This is a genomic window from Micromonospora sp. BQ11, from assembly GCF_052068135.1.
In the GTDB taxonomy this organism is placed as follows: Bacteria; Actinomycetota; Actinomycetes; order Mycobacteriales; family Micromonosporaceae; genus Micromonospora.
Genome location: NZ_JBQHDB010000006.1, coordinates 225,181 through 242,632 on the forward strand (window position 1 = coordinate 225,181; position 17,452 = coordinate 242,632).

11 protein-coding genes and 1 pseudogene are annotated in these 17,452 nt (G+C 72.5%); 4 read left to right on the forward strand and 8 right to left on the reverse strand.

Translation table 11 applies throughout. From position 1 onward, the window contains the following. Positions 1-328 precede the first annotated feature (328 nt). Positions 329-928 carry a helix-turn-helix domain-containing protein gene (locus tag ACTMSW_RS15340; RefSeq protein ID WP_441181282.1) on the forward strand — a complete coding sequence of 200 codons (600 nt, stop codon included), beginning with the start codon at positions 329-331 and terminating at the stop codon, positions 926-928. A 66-nt stretch (positions 929-994) separates the two neighbouring features. Here ACTMSW_RS15340 and ACTMSW_RS15345 read toward each other — a convergent pair. From ACTMSW_RS15345 to ACTMSW_RS15355, 3 genes and pseudogenes are all read right to left on the reverse strand, one after another. Further along, a pseudogene (locus ACTMSW_RS15345) lies at positions 995-4,275 on the reverse strand (lamin tail domain-containing protein). A 99-nt stretch (positions 4,276-4,374) separates the two neighbouring features. Next, the gene (locus ACTMSW_RS15350; protein ID WP_441181451.1) at positions 4,375-5,391 is read right to left on the reverse strand and encodes a GNAT family N-acetyltransferase; all 1,017 of its coding nucleotides are present in this window, start codon (positions 5,389-5,391) and stop codon (positions 4,375-4,377) included. Between the two features lie 72 nt (positions 5,392-5,463). Next, positions 5,464-6,840 (reverse strand): lytic murein transglycosylase, encoded by a 1,377-nt coding sequence (locus ACTMSW_RS15355; RefSeq protein WP_441181452.1) that lies wholly within the window; start codon positions 6,838-6,840, stop codon positions 5,464-5,466. A gap of 56 nt (positions 6,841-6,896) precedes the next feature. On the opposite strand from ACTMSW_RS15355, the gene ACTMSW_RS15360 reads away from it, so the two are divergent. Beyond that, the gene (locus ACTMSW_RS15360; protein WP_441181283.1) at positions 6,897-7,121 is read left to right on the forward strand and encodes an FmdB family zinc ribbon protein; all 225 of its coding nucleotides are present in this window, start codon (positions 6,897-6,899) and stop codon (positions 7,119-7,121) included. Between the two features lie 190 nt (positions 7,122-7,311). Then, the gene (locus tag ACTMSW_RS15365; protein ID WP_441181284.1) at positions 7,312-10,152 is read left to right on the forward strand and encodes an ATP-binding protein; all 2,841 of its coding nucleotides are present in this window, start codon (positions 7,312-7,314) and stop codon (positions 10,150-10,152) included. Positions 10,153-10,261: 109 nt separating this feature from the next. Here ACTMSW_RS15365 and ACTMSW_RS15370 read toward each other — a convergent pair whose 3' ends face one another. After that, positions 10,262-10,801 (reverse strand): phospholipase, encoded by a 540-nt coding sequence (locus tag ACTMSW_RS15370; protein WP_441181285.1) that lies wholly within the window; start codon positions 10,799-10,801, stop codon positions 10,262-10,264. Positions 10,802-10,987: 186 nt separating this feature from the next. Continuing rightward, entirely contained in the window at positions 10,988-12,649 is a 1,662-nt protein-coding gene (locus ACTMSW_RS15375; protein WP_441181286.1) for a glycoside hydrolase family 10 protein, read from the reverse strand. A 324-nt stretch (positions 12,650-12,973) separates the two neighbouring features. On the opposite strand from ACTMSW_RS15375, the gene ACTMSW_RS15380 reads away from it, so the two are divergent. Continuing rightward, the gene (locus ACTMSW_RS15380; protein WP_441181287.1) at positions 12,974-14,449 is read left to right on the forward strand and encodes an amino acid permease; all 1,476 of its coding nucleotides are present in this window, start codon (positions 12,974-12,976) and stop codon (positions 14,447-14,449) included. Between the two features lie 114 nt (positions 14,450-14,563). Here the strand turns inward: ACTMSW_RS15380 and ACTMSW_RS15385 are convergent, their stop codons facing one another. The 3 genes from ACTMSW_RS15385 to ACTMSW_RS15395 all read right to left on the reverse strand — a co-directional run bounded on the left by ACTMSW_RS15385 (position 14,564) and on the right by ACTMSW_RS15395 (position 17,446). Then, on the reverse strand, positions 14,564-15,472 hold the full coding sequence (locus tag ACTMSW_RS15385; protein WP_441181288.1) for a glycoside hydrolase family 43 protein: 909 nt from the start codon (positions 15,470-15,472) through the stop codon (positions 14,564-14,566). A gap of 104 nt (positions 15,473-15,576) precedes the next feature. Further along, positions 15,577-16,470: a carbohydrate ABC transporter permease gene (locus tag ACTMSW_RS15390; RefSeq protein ID WP_441181289.1), complete on the reverse strand. Its 894-nt coding sequence runs from the start codon at positions 16,468-16,470 to the stop codon at positions 15,577-15,579. A 10-nt stretch (positions 16,471-16,480) separates the two neighbouring features. Continuing rightward, complete coding sequence (locus tag ACTMSW_RS15395; RefSeq protein WP_441181290.1) at positions 16,481-17,446, reverse strand: carbohydrate ABC transporter permease; 966 nt, start codon at positions 17,444-17,446, stop codon at positions 16,481-16,483. Positions 17,447-17,452 lie beyond the last annotated feature (6 nt).

Sequence of the window (17,452 nt, forward strand, 5' to 3'; positions counted from 1 at the left end):
GACGTTGAGTGCCTGGCGCGTATAGGGGTGCAGAGCAAAGTGAGGCGGAACGGTTGTCGGCGGTAGCCGGCCCGGCCGGCGTTGTGCCTGGTCAGAGATGTGAGCGCCGGATCGGCGCCGGCCGACCCCTCGATCGGTGCCATCACGGAGAGTGATGCCGGCCCCGGATCGGGTGTCGCTACCGAGCGTGTTCGAGGCGGCTGACGACGTGGGGCCGGGGCCTCGGCCGATCCGCTGGCCGCGGGTGGTTGTCCACAGGGTCGGCGGTTGTCCACAGGCGGGGTGGACGGGGTGGAACCGAGGTCTGGCGTCCGGCACCGTGATGGGCATGTCGTCGCAGGAGCGGTCGGAGCGGGAGCAGGCGGAGCCGGTCGAGCCGGTCGAGCCCGTCGGGTCCGTCGGGTCCGTCGGGTTCGTCGAGCACATCGAGTCGTGGCCGGTCGTCGGGCTGGTCCGGGCTGCCCGGCGTCGGGCCGACTGGAGCCAGCGGGAACTGGCCAGACACGTCGGCGTGCACCACGCCACCATCGGCCGCATCGAGGCGGGCCGGCTGACGCCCAGCCTGGATCTGCTCCGGCGCGTTCTCGGAGCGGCCGGGTTCCGGCTGGCGGTCGTCGACGACCGGGGCCGCGTACTGCGTCCGATGCGCGACCGCGACGACATCCGCGATGGCGCCGACCGTCGGTACCCGTCCCACCTGGACACGATCCTCGATCCGGAGCCGGGCGAGTGGTGGGCCGACAGGTACGGCCTCGCGCGTCCGCCGGAGACGTTCTACCGCAACCGTCTGGTCCGCGACGCCCTGCGGCGGCGAAGCCAGTGGGAGGTGCGGGTGGCGAAGTACCGGAACGTACCGCCGCCGCCGGACGTGTTCCGCAGCGCACGGTACCGGGCGATGCTCGACCCCGACCGCATCCGGCGCGAGTGACGACGGCCCGCCGGCCCAGGTGGGTGACCCGGGCCGGCGGGCCGCCGGCGTACGTGCGGAACGAGGTCAGTCGTCGTTGGTGATGGTGCCGGTGCCGACCGGGTCCCCGAGCAGCAGACCGGGCACGCCGGCCACCAGGAGCGTCAGCTTCTCGTCCGACTCCCGCTTCCGGTCACCGTTGACGGTCACCGCGAAGGTGAGCGTCGTCTGGCCGGCGGCCAGGGTGCGGCAGCCGACGTACGGGTCGTAGTCGGAGCCGGCGTGCGCCGTGCCGCCGTAGGTGGCGGCGCAGACCACGACCGGCTGCGAGAGGGGCCGGGAGACGCTCACCGGGAAGGTGAGCGTGCTGGTGCCCCGGTCGCCCTCGACCACCGACGCGTCCCCGACGCTCAGCGTGGCGCGGGAGCGGAACCGGGCGACCTGCGGATCGTGGTCGCTGGAGCCCCGCGAGCCGTCCCCGGCGTACTCGGCCGGCCAGTCCGCGTTGATGTGCGCGGCCCGCATCTGCACCAGGTCACCGTGCAGCGCCTCGTTGACGAACAGGTGGTCCAGCGTCTGCGCCTGCCCCTCGAAACTGTACGAGTAGGCGGACGACGGCGCGTCGGCCAGCAGGTCCTCCCAGAGGTTCCGCATCCCGGCGTCGTACAGCGGTGCCAACTGGTCCGACGGGGTGGGGTTCGCCGCCGTGGCGATCGGGTCGTCGGGGCGCGGGAAGACGTTCAGGTCGCCGCCGTAGACGACGCGGGCGTCTCCGTCCGACGCCTCGATCGCGGTGACGATCGCCGCCCCGTACGCGGCCTGCTCCCGGCGCTGCCCTACCCGGCTGTCCGGGCCGGACGAGTAGTGGTTGCTCGCCGCCCACAGGGTGAACCGCTCCGACGAGCCGGGCGCGGCCGCGACGGTGAACTTGCCGAGCTGCGGGGCACGGGTGAAGACGTTGCTGCCGTCCCGGCCGGTGCTGACGTCGACGTCGGCGGGGAGGACGGCGTTGAGCGCCTTCGGGTTCTGCACGTCGGCGTTGCTCGCCAGCGCGGCACCCCGGTACTGCACCGTCGGCGCGGAGCCGAGCAGCGGGTCACCCGCGGTCGCCTCGGCCAGCGACAGCCGATCGGTCCGGTACAGGAACGCGGCGGTGATGCCGCGCGCGTCGGCGCCGGTCCGGTCGTACGCGGCCGCATAGGCCGGCCCGCCGTTCGCCGCGACGGTCAGCGCCAGCTCCTGGAGGGTGTCCGGAGCGCCGTCGGCGTCGTTCGTGGTGCCGCAGGCCAGCTCGGTGCCGGAGACGGTGCAGATGTCCTGGTCCTCGGCCTCCTGCACCAGGATCAGGTCGGGGGAGTGCAGGTCGGTGGTGATCTGGTCGGCCAGCGCGGCGAGCTGCTCCCGGTACTCCTGCTCACTGCCGGGCACGTAGTCGAACGGGGGCCGTACGCCCGTGCAGCCGGGGTTGCCGGTGAAGTCGCAGCCGTCGAACGGGTCGTCGCGGAAGTCGTACAGGTTCTCGACGTTGTAGGTCGCGACCGCGACCTCGCGGGACCGGTCGGCCGGCTGCGGCGGGTTGTTCGCCGACGGGTCGGCCCCGCCGGTGAACTGCGCCGACTCGACCTGGACGCCGTACTTCTCGAACGAGTAGTAGAGGCCGCCCACCGCGTCGGCGGTCAGCGTGTCGAAGGTGTGCGCCGGCGGCAGCAACGCCGTGACGTCGCCGGTGGTGCCCTTGACGCCCATGCTGCCGAGCAGGATGCGCTGGCCGTTGCCGTCGTCGAAACGGCGCGTCGGGTCGTTGTCCAACGGGTGCGAGTCCCGGAACACCCGACGGGCGTACGGGTCGGCGCGGTCGAGCAGCGGGTCGTCCCGGTCGATGACGTAGGTCTCCGCGTCGGCCGTGGAGCTGAAGACGTTCCGGCCGCTCACCGCGGCGCTGCCGGCCCGGACCCGCAGCCGGGCCCCTCGTGCCGCTCCCAGAAGCGCTCCGCGTCGGCCAGGTCGGCCGGCGGCACCGCGTCCGTGACCTCGACCGCCGTGTCCACGTCGACGCCGGAGGCGACCTTGCGCACCAGGGAGGCGCTGGAGAGCTGGGTCATGTTGAAGTACTCGGCGACCCGGGCACGTACGACCACCTCGTCGCCCACGGTCGGCACGTAGCCGCCGATCAGCGAGGTGAACGCGCCCATGAAGACGAAGACGCCGTCCGAGCTGGTCGGATCGCCGTCGGTGGCGTCGGCGCGGCTCTGCAGGAAGAAGCCCCGCTGGTCGCTGCCGTTGCTGGCGCGGGCCAGCGTGAGCTGCGTGACCACCCCCCGGACGTCCCACAGACGGTCGCTGCTGCCGCCACCGGTGGTCGGCGCGAGCGGTGACCGGTCGGTCGGACCGGACTCGTCGTCGCGGGTCGGGCCCTGCACCCGCCCGACGGTGACCTCCTCGACGACCTGCACGCTGAGCGTGCAGGTGGCGGTGCCGCCGTCGGCGTCGGTGGCGGTGACCTGGACGGCGTAGATGCCGCCGGGCAGGTCGGTGCTCGTCGTGACGGTGGCGCGGGCGGTGCCGGCGACCGCGTCGGCCGGGATCAGGTCGGTACGGCTGATCGAGCCGGCCGCCGGGGTCGGGGTGACCGAGGTGACGGCCACGTCGACGACGCGGTCGTCGGCGTCGGTGGCGGTGACCTCCCGGGTCCCGGCGGTGCCGGCGGCGGTGACCAGTGCTCCGCCGCAGGTGACCGAGCCGGGCACGTCGACCGGGCCGCCGCCGTCGACGCTGTGCGCGCCGAGCCCGTCGACCGTGTCGATGGCGAAGCCGGCCCACTGGGTGGCCGGGTCGAAGGCGTTCGACGGGTCGGTGTCGCCGGCCGTCACGGCACCGAGCCGGCGCAGCGTGTTGTCGGCGGTGCTGGTGACGCCGCTGCCCCACTCGGTGCCCGGGTCGACGCCGACCTGGCCGATCGAGTCGAGCACCGTGGCGCCCCGCCGCAGCACGATCGCGTCGTCGCCGTTGAAGAGGCTCGCGCCGGTGGTCTGGTCGGCCTGGGCGAGGATCGCCGCGTTGGCCGAGGAGCTGGCGAGCACGAAGGCGTCCCCGGCGGCGACCGTGCCGGTCAGCGCCAGGCTGGTCGACGGGGTGATGGCACCGTTGAAGTACAGCTGGAGCTGGTATCCGCCGGCAGTCAGGTCGATGGCCGCCGCGGTGCCGTTGAACAGCTCGATCGCCTTGTTGTTCGACGAGCCCTCGACGTACTCCGAGATGAACAGGTCGGTGGGCGCGGCGCTTGCCGCGGTGGGTGCGACGCCGACGGCCGTGACTGTCACGGCTGCGGTGGCGGTCGCGAGCGCGGCAAGTGTGCGGCGCGGGCGCATAGGGCCTCCACGATGGGTGGACGGGATCTAACGCACGTTAAGGCGCGTGGTTGACCGGCGTCCATCCCCCATCGGACGGTTTCGTGAACTTCTGCCCGATCAGCGGCCGGTGTCCATCCGGTGGACCAGCTCCGCGACGTCCACGCTGTACTCGCACCACTCCCGGTCCGGACGGTAGCCCAGCTCGGCATTGACCTTGAGCATCGCCTCGTTGGCCTGCGCGTTCCAGGTCTGCACCTCGGTCAGCTCGGGCTCCGCCGAGCGCAGCTCCAGCAGCATCCGCGCCTTGATCGCGCGGTCGATGCCGTAGCCGCGATGGTCCTGGGCGACGATCGTGTCGTACTGGTCGGCGCGGGTGGGGTGCTGGGCCGGCACCACCACCTCGGTCAGACCGGCCACCTCGCCGCTCTGCTCGTGCAGGGCGAGCACGATGTAGGGCTTCATCCCCCGCCGGTGCAGGCAGTCGAGGCTGTCCCGCAGCCGCTGCGGGTCGTACGAGCTGGGGCGCAGCTCGCCGTCCTCGACGTCACGCACCTCGGCCTTGGCCCGGGCGTACGCCTCGATCAGCTCGTCCGGCGGGCCGCCGGGCCAGAATTCCAGGTGGTAGCCCGCGCCGATGCCGGAGGCCATCTCGGTCAGCTCGGTCCAGTCGACCGCGGTCAGGTCGAGGACGCTGCGGGTCTCCACGTACTCGCGGGCGAACCCGAGCGACTCGTAGAAACCGACGGCGGGCGTGTCGCCGACCACCTCGACACCGATCGAGCGGAAACCCTCCTGGTAGACCCGCTTGGCCGCCACCAGGACCAGCCTGCTGCCCAGGCTGGTGCGCCGGACGTCGGGGTGCACCAGCACCTCCAGCACGCCGATGTCACCGAGCAGCAGCACGTGCACCTGGCCCAGGATCGCGCCCGGGGTGCCGTCGGCGGCCGGCTCGGCCTGCGCCACCCAGGAGATCCGCCGTTCGCCGGGCATCACCTCGGTGAGGTACTCCCGCAGGGAGTTCTCCCGCCACGGCGGATCCTGCGGCAGGTCGGACGCCAGGATCGCGTTCAACGTGTCCAGCAGCGACGCGATCTCGGCGGACGACGCGGTCCTGGGGTCCCACTCGCGCACCATCACCCGTCTAGCTTGCCGCTAACGGCTGCCGGGGGGAAGTGTCCAGTTCTCCAATGTGCGCGGACGATCACGTCACGTACGGCTGGCCTGTCCGTAGCGGTTGGCGGTGTCGTACACGTCCTGGGCGTACCGCCGGACGTCGTTGTACGACAGGATCGCGTTCCACCAGTCGCCGGGGATGGTGAGGTTCCGGCCGCCCTTGCACAGGTAGTTGCCGGCCGCGAGGGCGGCGTCGTCGATGTCGTGCGGGTCGCGGATCCCGTCGTTGTCGGCGTCGGCGCCGATCTCCTGCCAGGTGGTCGGGATGAACTGCATCGGCCCGATCGCCCGGTCGAGAGCGGCGTCCCCGTCCAGCAGGCCCCGGTCCGTGTCCGCGATCCGCATCCGGCCGCCCTGGCCGTCCAGCGGCAGGCCGATGATCTTCGGTAGCGCCTTGCCGTTCGTGCCCAGCCGAGCGCCGTTCGCACTGCCGTGCCCGGACTCGACGTGACCGATCGCGGCGAGGGTGGTCCAGCTCAGGGCGCAGCTGCGGTTGGTCTGGGAGAGCACCAGCTCGGCGTACCCGTACGCCTGGAGGGCGACCGCCGGAATGGTGACCTTCGGGCTGATCTGCGCGGCCCAGGCGGCGAGGGCGTCCGCGGGGCGACCGGTGCCGACGACCGGACCCCCGGTCGGCACGCCGACGGTCGGCGCCCCGATCGGCGCCGACCCGCTCGGCAGCGGGGTGGCCGGGGGCGGCGGCGACCCGGCGGGGAAGGCACCGTCCGGCAGGCCCGTCGGCGCCGTCGCGTCGACGGCCACCGGGCGGGGAGCGCGGACCGCCGCCGGCACCAGCAGCGCGCCGGCCGCGGCGGTCGCCGCGACCAGGGCCAGCAGGAAGACGCCGGGCACGGTGAGCCGACCGCTGGGGCGCCGCGACCAGTCGCGCGTCGCCCGCGCGGCGGTCAGCGCGACACGACCGGGTGGAGTGCGTACGGCGTGGGCGAAGGGCACCCGGCGCCGCCGGGCTGCCGGTGGACCGGCGGGGGCGACCGCGTCGGCCGACGGCGTCCCGGAGCCGCCGGCCGCGGGTGGGGCCTCGCCGGCCTTCGTGTCACCGGTCTTCGGCGGGTCGGCCGCGGCCCCAACAGCCCCCGGCTCGTCGGCCTCGGTGGTGACGTTCTCCGGCTCGTCGGCCTTGGCCGTGGCCGTCTGCGGCTCGTCGGCCTTCGGCCGGTCGGCGGTGGCGTCCGGCTGGTCGACCTTCGGTGCGCTGGCCTCGGGCTCGTCGGCCCCGGTCGCGTCCGGCGTGCCGGAGGGCGGGGCCTGTGTCCTCAGCCAGGGACGGCGCGGCCGGGGCACCACACCGGTCGCCTCGTCCGGCGCGGCGCCGGAAGACGCGAGCGGCCCGTCGAGCGGCGCGGCCGGGCGCAGGGGTCGCAGGGCCGATCTGTCCTCGCCGTCCACCACCAGTTGAGTATCACCCATGCTCGCCCGTACGTCAGGACCGGTCGTACCCTGTTGCCATGCCCCGGTACGAGTTCCGCTGCCGCGCCTGCGGCGACACCTTCGAGGTCAACCGCCCGATGGCGCAGTCCGGTGAACCGGCGTCCTGCCCGCAGGAACACACCGACACCGTGAAGCTGCTCTCGACGGTGGCGGTCACCGGCCGCGGTGGTGCCGGGGCGGCCGTCGGTCCTTCCGCGCCGGCCGCCGGTGGCGGCTGTTGCGGCGGTGGCTGCGGCTGCTGAGCTGGGTGTTCCCGCCCGGCGGGGGAGGCGTGGTCGTCGCCGGCGCGGTGCGTGCCGACGGTCCCTCGTTCCGGTCGCCAGGCGGTTCGAGTTGGCACGTTGGGGCCGAACCGGGCCGACCGTTCTCACGATGCGTGACGACGCGAGTTCGGGCAGCATGAACCCGACGTCACGGGCGGAGGTTCCTCGCATGTCGACACGGATCCACCTCCCGACCGGGTGGGTGACCTTCGTGTTCACCGACATCGAGGGCTCCACGCGGCTGGCCCAGCTGCTCGGCCCCGACTACCGGCCGGTGCTCCGCGAGCACCGGCGCCTGCTGCGCCGCACGATCGCCGCGACCGAGGGCGCGGAGCTGCTGACCGAGGGCGACTCGTTCTTCCTGGTCTTCGCCGACGCGTCCGCCGCGCTGACCGCCTGCCTGACCGCCCAGCGGGCGCTGGCCAACCACGACTGGCCGACGCCGGAGTCCGCTCCCCGGGTCCGGATGGGTCTGCACACGGGTTGGGCCGAGCCGCGCGACGGCGAGTACGCGAGCCCCGAGGTGCACCGGGCCGCCCGGGTCGCCGCCGCGGCGCACGGCGGGCAGGTGCTCTGCTCGGCGTCGGCGGCACGCCACGCGGCCCCGTTGCCGCCCGGCGCCTCCCTGCTCGACCTCGGCCTGCACCGGTTGCGGGGCTTCGACGACCGGGAACGGCTCTTCCAGCTCGTGGCCCCGGGTCTGGAACGGCAGTTCCCGCGGCCGCGTACCGCCGACGCGGTCGCGCACAACCTGCCCACCCAGGTCACCTCGTTCGTGGGCCGGCAGGCGGAGCGGGCGGAGCTGCGGCGGCTGGTGGAGGCCCACCGGCTGGTGACGGTGCTCGGCGCGGGCGGGACGGGCAAGACCCGGCTGGCCGTGGAGCTCGCCGCCGACCTGGTGGACTCCCATCCGGACGGGGTCTGGTTCGTCGACATCGCCACGGTCACCGATCCGGGCCTGGTGGCGTTCGCGGTGGCCGCCGTCCTCGGGCTGCGTCCCGAGCCGGGCCGCCCGGTGGTGGACACCCTGGTGGAGCACGCGGCCGGCCGACGCATGCTGATCGTGCTCGACACCTGCGACGCCCAACCGGCCGCCTCCGCCGACGTGATCTCCCGGCTGCTGGCCGGCGGTACGGGTGTCCGGGTGCTCGCCACGAGCCGGGAGCCGTTCGGCCTGCTCGGCGAGGTGGTGTGGCGGATCCCGCCGTTGTCGGTGGACCCGCCGACCGACGGCACGGAGAGCGACGCGGTGGCGCTGCTGCTGGACCGGACGGCGGCGGCCCGGGGCGGCCGGCAACCGGACCCGGCCGAGTCGGCCGACCTGCGCCGGGTGGTACAGCGCCTGGACGGCCTGCCGCTGGCGATCGAGCTGGCCGCCGCCCGGTTGCGGGTGCTGTCGGTCGGGCAGCTCGCGGAGCGCCTCGACGACGTGCTCGGCACCCTGGACGCCGGGCGGGACGTTCCCGAGGCGCCGCCGGCGGAGCGGGCGTGGACGGGCAACCAGCAGGACACCGTGGACCTGGTGGCGGCGGCCGTCGGCCTGTCACCGCCGTCCCCGGCCACCCGGGCAGTGCAGCGGTCGGCCACCGAGCGGCACCTGACGATGCAGGCCACGGTGACGTGGTCGTACCGGACGCTCGGCCCGCGCGCCGCGCGCCTGCTGCGGTGGCTGTCGGTCTTCGCCGGGCCGGTGGACCTCTCCACGGTGGAGTGGCTGCTCACGGACGACCCGCTGGATCCGCTCTCGGTGCTGGTGGACAAGTCGATGGTGCTGGCCGAGCCGCACGCGTCGGGCAGCACGTACCGGATGCTGGACCCGATCCGGGCGTACGCGGCCCGGCGGCTGGCGGAGGCGGGTGAGGAGGAGGCCGCCCGCAACCGCCACGTGGCCTGGTCGGCGCACGCGCTGGAGCGGGCGCACCTGGACCCGGACGGCCGGCCGGTCACCCTCTCCCTGTACGCCCTGGACCCGCTCGCCGGTGAGCTGCGTGCCGCGCTGCGTTGGTGCGCCGTCGGGGGCAGCGCCCGGGCGGGGCTGCGCCTGGCCGGTGGCCTCGACCAGTGGTGGCGGGAGCGCGGCCTGGCCCGCGAGGGGCGATTGTGGCTGTCCCGGTTGTACGGGCGGCTGGCCGAGACGGGGGAGCGGGTCCCCGAGGCGGAGCTGGCGGCGGTGTACCACATGCACTCGCTGCACGCCGGCGCGGACGGTGAGTTCGTCGAGGAGCTGCGCTTCTCCCAGCGGGCGGAGGCGGCGGCGCGGCAGGCCGGCGACGCCGGCCTGCTGGCCCGGGTGCTCGCCGGGCGGGCCGCTCCGCTTGTCGACATGGGACAGTTCGCCGAGGCCGAGCGGGTCTGCCGGGAGGTCATCGACTGGGCCCACCGGCAGGACGTGGTGGGCGACGCGCTCCTCGCGGTGTACGCCCTGGCCGAGCTGCTGTGGCGGCGCGGTGCCCTGGACGAGGCGGCGGAGCTGCTCGGCGCGGCACGCCCGGTGGAGGCGGCCCGCCCGCTCGACCGTGGTCGGCGTTCGGTCGACATGCTGCTCGGCATGGTCGCCCTGGCCCGGAACGACCTGATCGCCGCGCACGAGCACCTGGTGGTGGCGTTGCGGTCCCGGATGGCGCACGGCTTCCACGGTCGTGCCTGCGACACACTGCACGCGATGGCGGTGCGGTGCGCGCTCGGTGGTGACCTGGCGACCGCCGCGCGGTTGTTCGGCGCGGCGCGGGCGACCCGGGCGAGCCTGCGGTCCACCGCCGGCATCCACGGGGCGTACTGGGCCGAGCAGCAGGCCGAGCTGCGCCTGCGGATGGGTGACGCGACCTTCGACGCCGCGTACGGCGAAGGGGTCGACCTGGGTCTGGAGGAGGCCGCCACGGTGGCCCTGGGGGTCGAGCACCCGGACCTGGCAGCCGGCTCGACGCGCTTCCACACCCGCGCGAGCCCGCCCCGGCCGACCCCTCCACGCCAACCCTCCGGCGCCCCCGACCGCCACACCGAACACGCCTAACCCCCACCCCCCCCTTTCCGCGAGTTGATCAAGAGGTTTGCGTCAGGATCCGAGCGGGATCTGACGCAAACCTCTTGATCAACAGGGGTGGGCGGGGGCGGGAGCGGGGTTAGGGGTGGGTGGTGGTGTGGCGTTCGGCGTCGGCCTTCATGCGGGCGGCGCGGTCGATGTCGGACTGCTGGACGGCGGCCGTCGAGCCGAAGATGCTGACCGCCTGGTAGTAGGTCCAGGCGAGGCTGTAGCAGGCGGGCCGGACGACCGTGCTGTACGTGGCGCAGGAGCGCTTGAGGTCCGCGTAGAAGGCGCTGTCCACTCGGGCCTTGTTGGCGGAGAACAGGCCGACCGCCTTGTAGTTGCGGTAGCCGAAGTCGTGCCGTTGGCAGGAGCGGTCGAATGTGAACCCGAGGGGGTTGTCCGGGCTCGACGAGCAGTAGTCGGTGGACCAGTCGAAGGCGTACGCCGACCAGGGGGCCTTGTCGAGCCGTGCGGAGTTCCAGGCGTTGTAGCTGGTGGCGCTGGTCTGGGTCCAGCTGGACAGGACGGCGACCTTCTCGGCGGTGGTGACGGCGGCGGCGGGGGAGGCCACCCCCAGCACGCCGAGCAGGGCGAGTGCGACCGAGGCGATTCCGGTGGTGAGACGTCTGGGCACGGGTACCTCCGCGGGGGTGTGCGGGTGGGCGGTCGTTCACCGGCGGGTAACCAGATGTTGACAAGTTTCGATGACACGACCGGCCGGGACCTGTGCGGAGGGTCAAGGATTCGTGACGGATGTGGAAACAGACGAATGCCCCGGGCGCGGGAAGCGCCCGGGGCATCGGTCAGACCGGCCGACCGGTCAGCGTACGAAGGCCGGCGGGCTGGCCGGACCCTCGTTCGACAGCCGGTCCAGGGCCGTCACCACGTACGTGTAGCGCTGACCCGGCTCGGCCGTCGTGTCCACCCAGGTCTGGGTGGCGGCACCGGGCTGGGCGCGGACGGTGTCGACCAGGTGCGCCGCGTCCGCCAGGTCACAGCGGTCGGCCAGGTCGATCCCGTCCAGCCGGTAGATCGCGTACGACGTGGCGGTGCCCAGCGGGGCCACCCCGTTTGCCGGCTGCCGCCAGCTCAGCCGGACCCCGTCGTCCTGGCGCTGCGTCCCGGTGACCACCGGCATGAGCAGCGGCTTGCGCGGCAGGTGCGGCATCGCCGGCACCAGCGCCGGCCGCGAGTAGTGCTCGGCGGCGTAGATGTCCGTGGCGCCGAGCCGGTTGGCCCGGACCTGGACGGCCGAGAAGTGGACGTTGCCCAGGACCTCCGGGTACGACCGGTTGAGCGTCAGGTGGTCGGAGAGCTCCCGCGGGTTCTGCCAGAACGGCCCGTACGCCGGATCGCCGCTCTTGTAGTCGGCCTGCCCGATGTAGAGCTGCACGCGGGTGCCCCGCACCTGCTCGGCCCACCACGGCACCAGGCGCGCGTAGTCGGCGGCCGGGTACTGACCGATGTACCAGTAGAGCTGCGGCACCACGTAGTCGATCCACTCCTCCTTGATCCACTTACGGGTGTCGGCGGAGATGATGTCGTACGACTGGCTGCCGGTGGTGTCCGAGCCGAGCGGGTCGACGGTCTTGTTGCGCCAGATGCCGAACGGGCTGACGCCGAACTTCACCCACGGCTTGGCAGCCTTGACCTTCTCGCCCATCTCCCGGACCAGCAGGTTGATGTTGTCCCGCCGCCAGTCGGCCTTGTCGGTGAAGCCCCGGTTGAACTCCGCGAACGTCGCGTCGTCGGGCACCTGGTACGTGCCGCTCGGGTAGGGGTAGAAGTAGTCGTCGAAGTGGACGCCGTCGACGTCGTACCGCCGCACCGCGTCCATCATCGCGGTCTGGACGAACTCGCGGACCTCCGGGATGCCGGGGTTGTAGTAGAGCCGGCTGCCGGCGACGCCGGCCGGCGGGTACGCGAAGGTCCACTCGGGGTGCTCCCGCGCCGGGTGGCCGGGCGCGAGCTTGGTGACGTCGGCCCCGGCGCCGCTGGGCGCCGGCATGGAGACGCGGTACGGGTTGAACCAGGCGTGGAACTCCAGGTTGCGCGCGTGTGCCTCGGCGACCAGGAACGCCAGCGGGTCCCAGCCCGGGTCCTGGCCCCGGACCCCGGTCAGGAACTCCGACCAGGGCTCGTGCGGTGACGGCCAGAACGCGTCGGCGGTCGGGCGGACCTGGACGACGACGGCGTTGTGGTTGAGTCGCTCGGCCAGGTCGAGCAGGCTCCGGTACTCGGCCTGCTGGGCGGCGACCTGGTCGGGCGCGGTCTGGGACGCCTTGCTGGGCCAGTCGATGTTGACGACCGAGGAGATCCACATGGCCCGGAACTGCCGCTTCGGCGTGGCCGGGTCGGTGACGCAGGTGGTGGTGGAGTCGGCGGTGGGCGCGTCCGGCGCCGCGCTCGCAGGAGTGACGGCGACGAGCGCGCCGAGCAGGGCTGCGGCCAGCCCGGCTGCTCCGAGCCGAGGTGCCTTCATGGGGCCTGTCCCTTCGTTGGGCTCCCGTGGCAGGGGTGCGTCGCGGCACGGGTGTCATCGGCACAATTCGCCGCTGATTAACTGCCGCTGGTAGAAAATTTTCACACCGGGTGGGCGTCGCGCAAGAGGTCTGCGCCGATCGATCCGTTCGTCGGGTTCGCCGTCGCCCCTGTGGCCGTCGCCACCCTGCCGTCCGTGACCGGTTCCACACCTGTGGTGATGCCTTCATTGGGTGGATCCGTGGCGGTTGGGGAGGGTCCCACCTGGGTAGCATCGCCCGGCACCGGCCACCGCGGGGGTGGTCAGGGGGAGGGGAGAAACGCGGTGTCCGTGCTGCGTACCAAACCGATCAAGGACGTCTTGGCGCAGAGCGAGGCGGACGGCGAGGACGGCCGCCCCGGGCTCAAGAGACGGCTCGGCGCGCGTGACCTCACCGGCTTCGGCATCGGCATCGTGATCGGCACCGGCATCTTCACGCTCACCGGCATCGAGGCCCGTGACAGCGCCGGGCCGGGCGTGGTGATCTCGTTCGCCATCGCCGGGGTCGTCGCTCTGCTGGCCGCGCTCTGCTACGCCGAACTGGCGTCCAGCGTGCCGGCCGCCGGCAGCGCCTACACCTACGCGTACGCCACGATGGGCGAGATCGTCGCGTGGATCATCGGCTGGGACCTGCTCCTGGAGTTCGCGCTCGGCGCGGCGGTGGTCGCCCGAGGCTGGTCCGGCTACCTCGCCGAGTTGTTCGACCTGCCCGTCGCCTGGTTCGGCGAGGAGGGCAGCGTCGTCAACCTCGGCGCGATCGGCATCGTCCTGCTGCTCGGCATCGTGGCGATCATCGGAGTCCGCGAGTCCGCCCGGGTGACCAACGTGCTCGTCCTGGTGAAGGTCGCGATCTGCGTGTTCATCGTGATCGCCGGCGCGTTCTTCGTGAAGGCGTCCAACCTGACCCCGTTCGTCCCCCCGGCGCAGCCCGCCGACGCCGGCGAGGACGGCATCAAGCAGCCCGTCACCCAGGCCCTCTTCGGGCTGGAGCCCTCGGTCTTCGGCTTCGTCGGTGTGCTCAGCGCCGCCGCGGTGGTGTTCTTCGCGTACACCGGCTTCGAGGCCGTGGCGAACCTCGGTGAGGAGACCCGGCGTCCGCGCCGCGACCTGACCCTCGGCCTGCTCGGCACCCTGCTGATCTCCACCGTGCTCTACATCGGCGTCGCGCTGGTGCTGGTCGGCATGGTCCCGTACGACCAGATCGACCGCGGCGCCCCGATCGCCGCCGCCTTCGAGGCGGTCGGCGCCAACTGGGCCGGAATCCTCGTCTCCATCGCCGCGGTCGCCGGTCTGACCAGCGTCATCCTGGTCGACCTGGTGGCGATGGGTCGGATCGGCTTCGCCATCTCCCGGGACGGTCTCATCCCGCCCTCGGTCGCCAAGGTGCACCCGCGCTGGGGCACCCCGTACCGGATCTCCGCGGTCATGACGGTGGTGGTCGCGCTGCTCGCCGGCTTCCTGCCGCTGTCGGCCCTGGCCGACCTGGTCAGCATCGGCGCGCTCTGCGCGTTCGTCCTGGTGTCGGTGGCGGTGCCGATCCTGCGCCGCAAGCGGCCCGACCTGGACCGGCCGTTCACGGTGCCGTTCAACCCGGTGCTGCCGATCGTGTCGGCCCTCGCCTGCCTCTACCTGATGCTGAACCTGTCGGTGGAGACCTGGATGCGGTTCGGCGCGTGGATGCTGCTCGGCGCGGTCATCTACTTCGGCTACGGCTACCGCCGCAACCGCCTGGCGGAACGCGAACACCACGCCGCCGGCTGACGCCCGTCACCCCCCTCCGCGAGGGGCCTGTTTCACGGAAAGAGTGGCCATTCCACGTGGAATGGCCACTCTTTCCGTGAAACTGCGGGCGAAGCCGAGGACGTGGCGCGTGGGTCAGGGGCGGGGTTGGGGGGTGCCGGTGGGGCCCTTCACGACGGGTTTGCCGTTCTCCCAGACGACCTCGTCCAGCCAGACCTGGCGGCCCGGGTCGACCGTGCCCTCCTGGCCGGGCGGCCAGGCGTGGTAGAGCAGCCACGTGCGGCCGTCCTTGACCACCATGCTCGCGTGACCCGGGCCGGAGGCGACGTCGTTGCTCTTCAGGATCGGGTTCTCCGGCGCCTTCACACACGGGCCAGCCGGCGACTCGCACACCGCGTAGCCCTGGGCGTACTCCGCCCGGTCGTACGCGTTGGCGGCGAAGAAGAGGTACAGCTTGCCGTCCTGCCGGTGCAGGAACGGCCCCTCGATGAGAGTGCCCTCCCACGGCTCGGTCTGCTTGAGCAGCTTCGTCGGCTCGCCCACCAGCGTCAGGCCGTCGTCGGCGAGGCGCTGCGACCACAGCCAGGTGTCCACGCCGATCGCGTTGCCGTCGTTCTTCCACAGCAACCAGAGGCTGCCGTCGGTGTCCCGGAACGGGCTGGCGTCGATGGACCCGCCCGTCCCCGCCTGGCAGATCAGCGGCCCGGTGGAGTCGTCCCGGTACGGCCCCTGCGGCGCGCTCGCCACCGCCCGCCCGACGCACTGCCGGCCGGATTCCTTGTCGGCCACCGTGTAGTAGAGGACGAACCGGTCCGGTGCCAGCTCGATCACCTCCGGCGCCCACGTCTTCCCGGTCAGCGCCCAGGCCGGCAGGTCCGGCAGCGCGTCCCCGGCCGGGGACCACTCCACCAGGTCCGGCGAGGTGAGCACCGGGACGTTACGCCCACCGGCGTTGGTCGAGAAGAGGTACCAGGTGTCGCCCACCCGGATCGCCTGCGGGTCCGGGTTGTCGCTCCGGACGACCGGGTTGGTGAACGTGGACACGCTTTCTCCCGTACTCGTGCTTGTGGGGTTCTGTCCGCAGCCGGCGACGAGCAGCGCGGCGGCGACGACCGCCGCCGCGCCACGTCGCCGGAAGGTTCCCGCCCTCATCCCTTCAGGCCGCTGCGGGAGACACCCTGGATGATGTGCCGCTGCGCGAGGACGAAGAGGATCAGCACCGGCACACTAGCCAGCACCGCACCGGCCATGATCACCGGGTAGTCGGTGACGTAGGAGCCCTGGAGCAGGCCCAGGCCCGGCGGCAGAGTGAGCGTCTCCGGGCTGAACAGCACGAAGATCGGCCAGAGGAAGTCGTTCCAGTTGGTGAGGAACGACAGCACCGCGAGGGTCGACAGGGCCGGCTTCGACAGCGGCAGCACGACCCGGTAGAAGATCTGCCACTGGGTGGCCCCGTCCAGGGTCGCGGCCTCCTCCAGCTCCCGGGGCAGGGAGACGAAGAACTGCCGCAGGAAGAACACCCCGAACGCGCTCGCCGCACCGGGCACGATCACCACGGTGAGGGTGTCGATCCAGTTCAGCGAGTCGGCGATCAGGAAGTTCGGGATGATCAACGACGTCGGCGGGATGAAGAGCGTGCCGACGATCAGCGCGAACATCACCTTGCGGCCGCGGAACTCCAACCGCGCCAGGGCGTACGCGGCCATCGAGGCGGTCACCAGCACCAGGATCGCGTGCAGCGTGGCGGCCATCATGCTGTTGAGGAACCAGCGCAGCACCGGGTTCGCGGTGTTGTTCAGGATCTGCTCGTAGCCGTACCCGGAGAGCGGGTCGGGCACCCAGGTCGGCGGGATCTGCTGGGCGGCGGTGTAGGTCTTCAGCGAGGTGATGACCATCCAGACCAGCGGAGCCAGGAAGACCAGGGCCAGGGTGATCAGCACCGCGTAGAGACCGGCGCGGCGTAGGCCGGTGCCGGAAGCCCGCCCGGTGGGCGTGTCACGGACCGGTGCCGCGGGGCGGGTGTCGGTCGTGGGCGTCGTCATGGCGGTCCCCTCAGTCTTCCCGGTAGCGGAAGAGGCGGAAGTTGGCGAGGCTCACGACCGCCAGCATCAGGGCGAACACGATGCTCATCGCGGCGGCCCGACCGGCGTCGTTGTCCCGCAGCCCCTCCTCGACGATGAACCAGACCACCGTGCGGGTCTCGGTGCCCGGCGCGCCCTGGGTGATGAGGAACGACTGGCCGAACACGTTCGCCGAGGCGAGCACGGTCGTGGTGATCACGAAGAGCATGACCGGCCGCAGGCCGGGGAGCGTGACGTGGCGGAACCGTTCCCAGGCGGTCGCGCCGTCGACCTTCGCCGCCTCGTACAGCTCCTGCGGGATGTCCTGCAGGCCGGCCAGGTAGATCACCGCGTTGAAGCCGGAGGTCCACCAGACGGTCACGCCGACCAGGGAGACCCAGGCCCACGGCGTGCTGGTCACCCACGGCGTGTCCGCCGGCAGCCCGACGAGCGCCGCGAGCCGGTTGACCAGGCCCAGGTTGGCGTCGAGCAGGAACCGCCAGAGCAGGCCGATGACCGCGACACCCAGGACGTACGGGGCGAAGTACACCGCGCGGAAGAAGGTGCGGCCCGGGAACGAGCGGTTCAGCAGCAGCGCCAGCCCCAGCGGAAGCACCACGAGCAGGGGCACCGAGAAGAGGGTGAAGATCCCCGTGGCCCGTACGCTCTGCCACCAGTCGCCGTAGATCGCCGAGTCGCTGGAGAACAGGTCCTTGTAGTTGTCGAGTCCGACGAAGGGCCGGTTGGGCAGCTGGAAGTCCCACTGGTGCACGCTGAGCCAGAGGCCGAGGACGATCGGCAGCAGGCCGAACACCCCGAAGAGAACCAGGTACGGGGCGAGGAACAGGTACGGCGTCGCCCGCCCTTTGCGCTTCGCCGGGGTGCCCCGCCCTGCCGGGTCGGCCGCCGGGGGCGGCGCGTCACCACGCGCCGCCCCGACCTCGATCACGTCCGCCACGGGGAC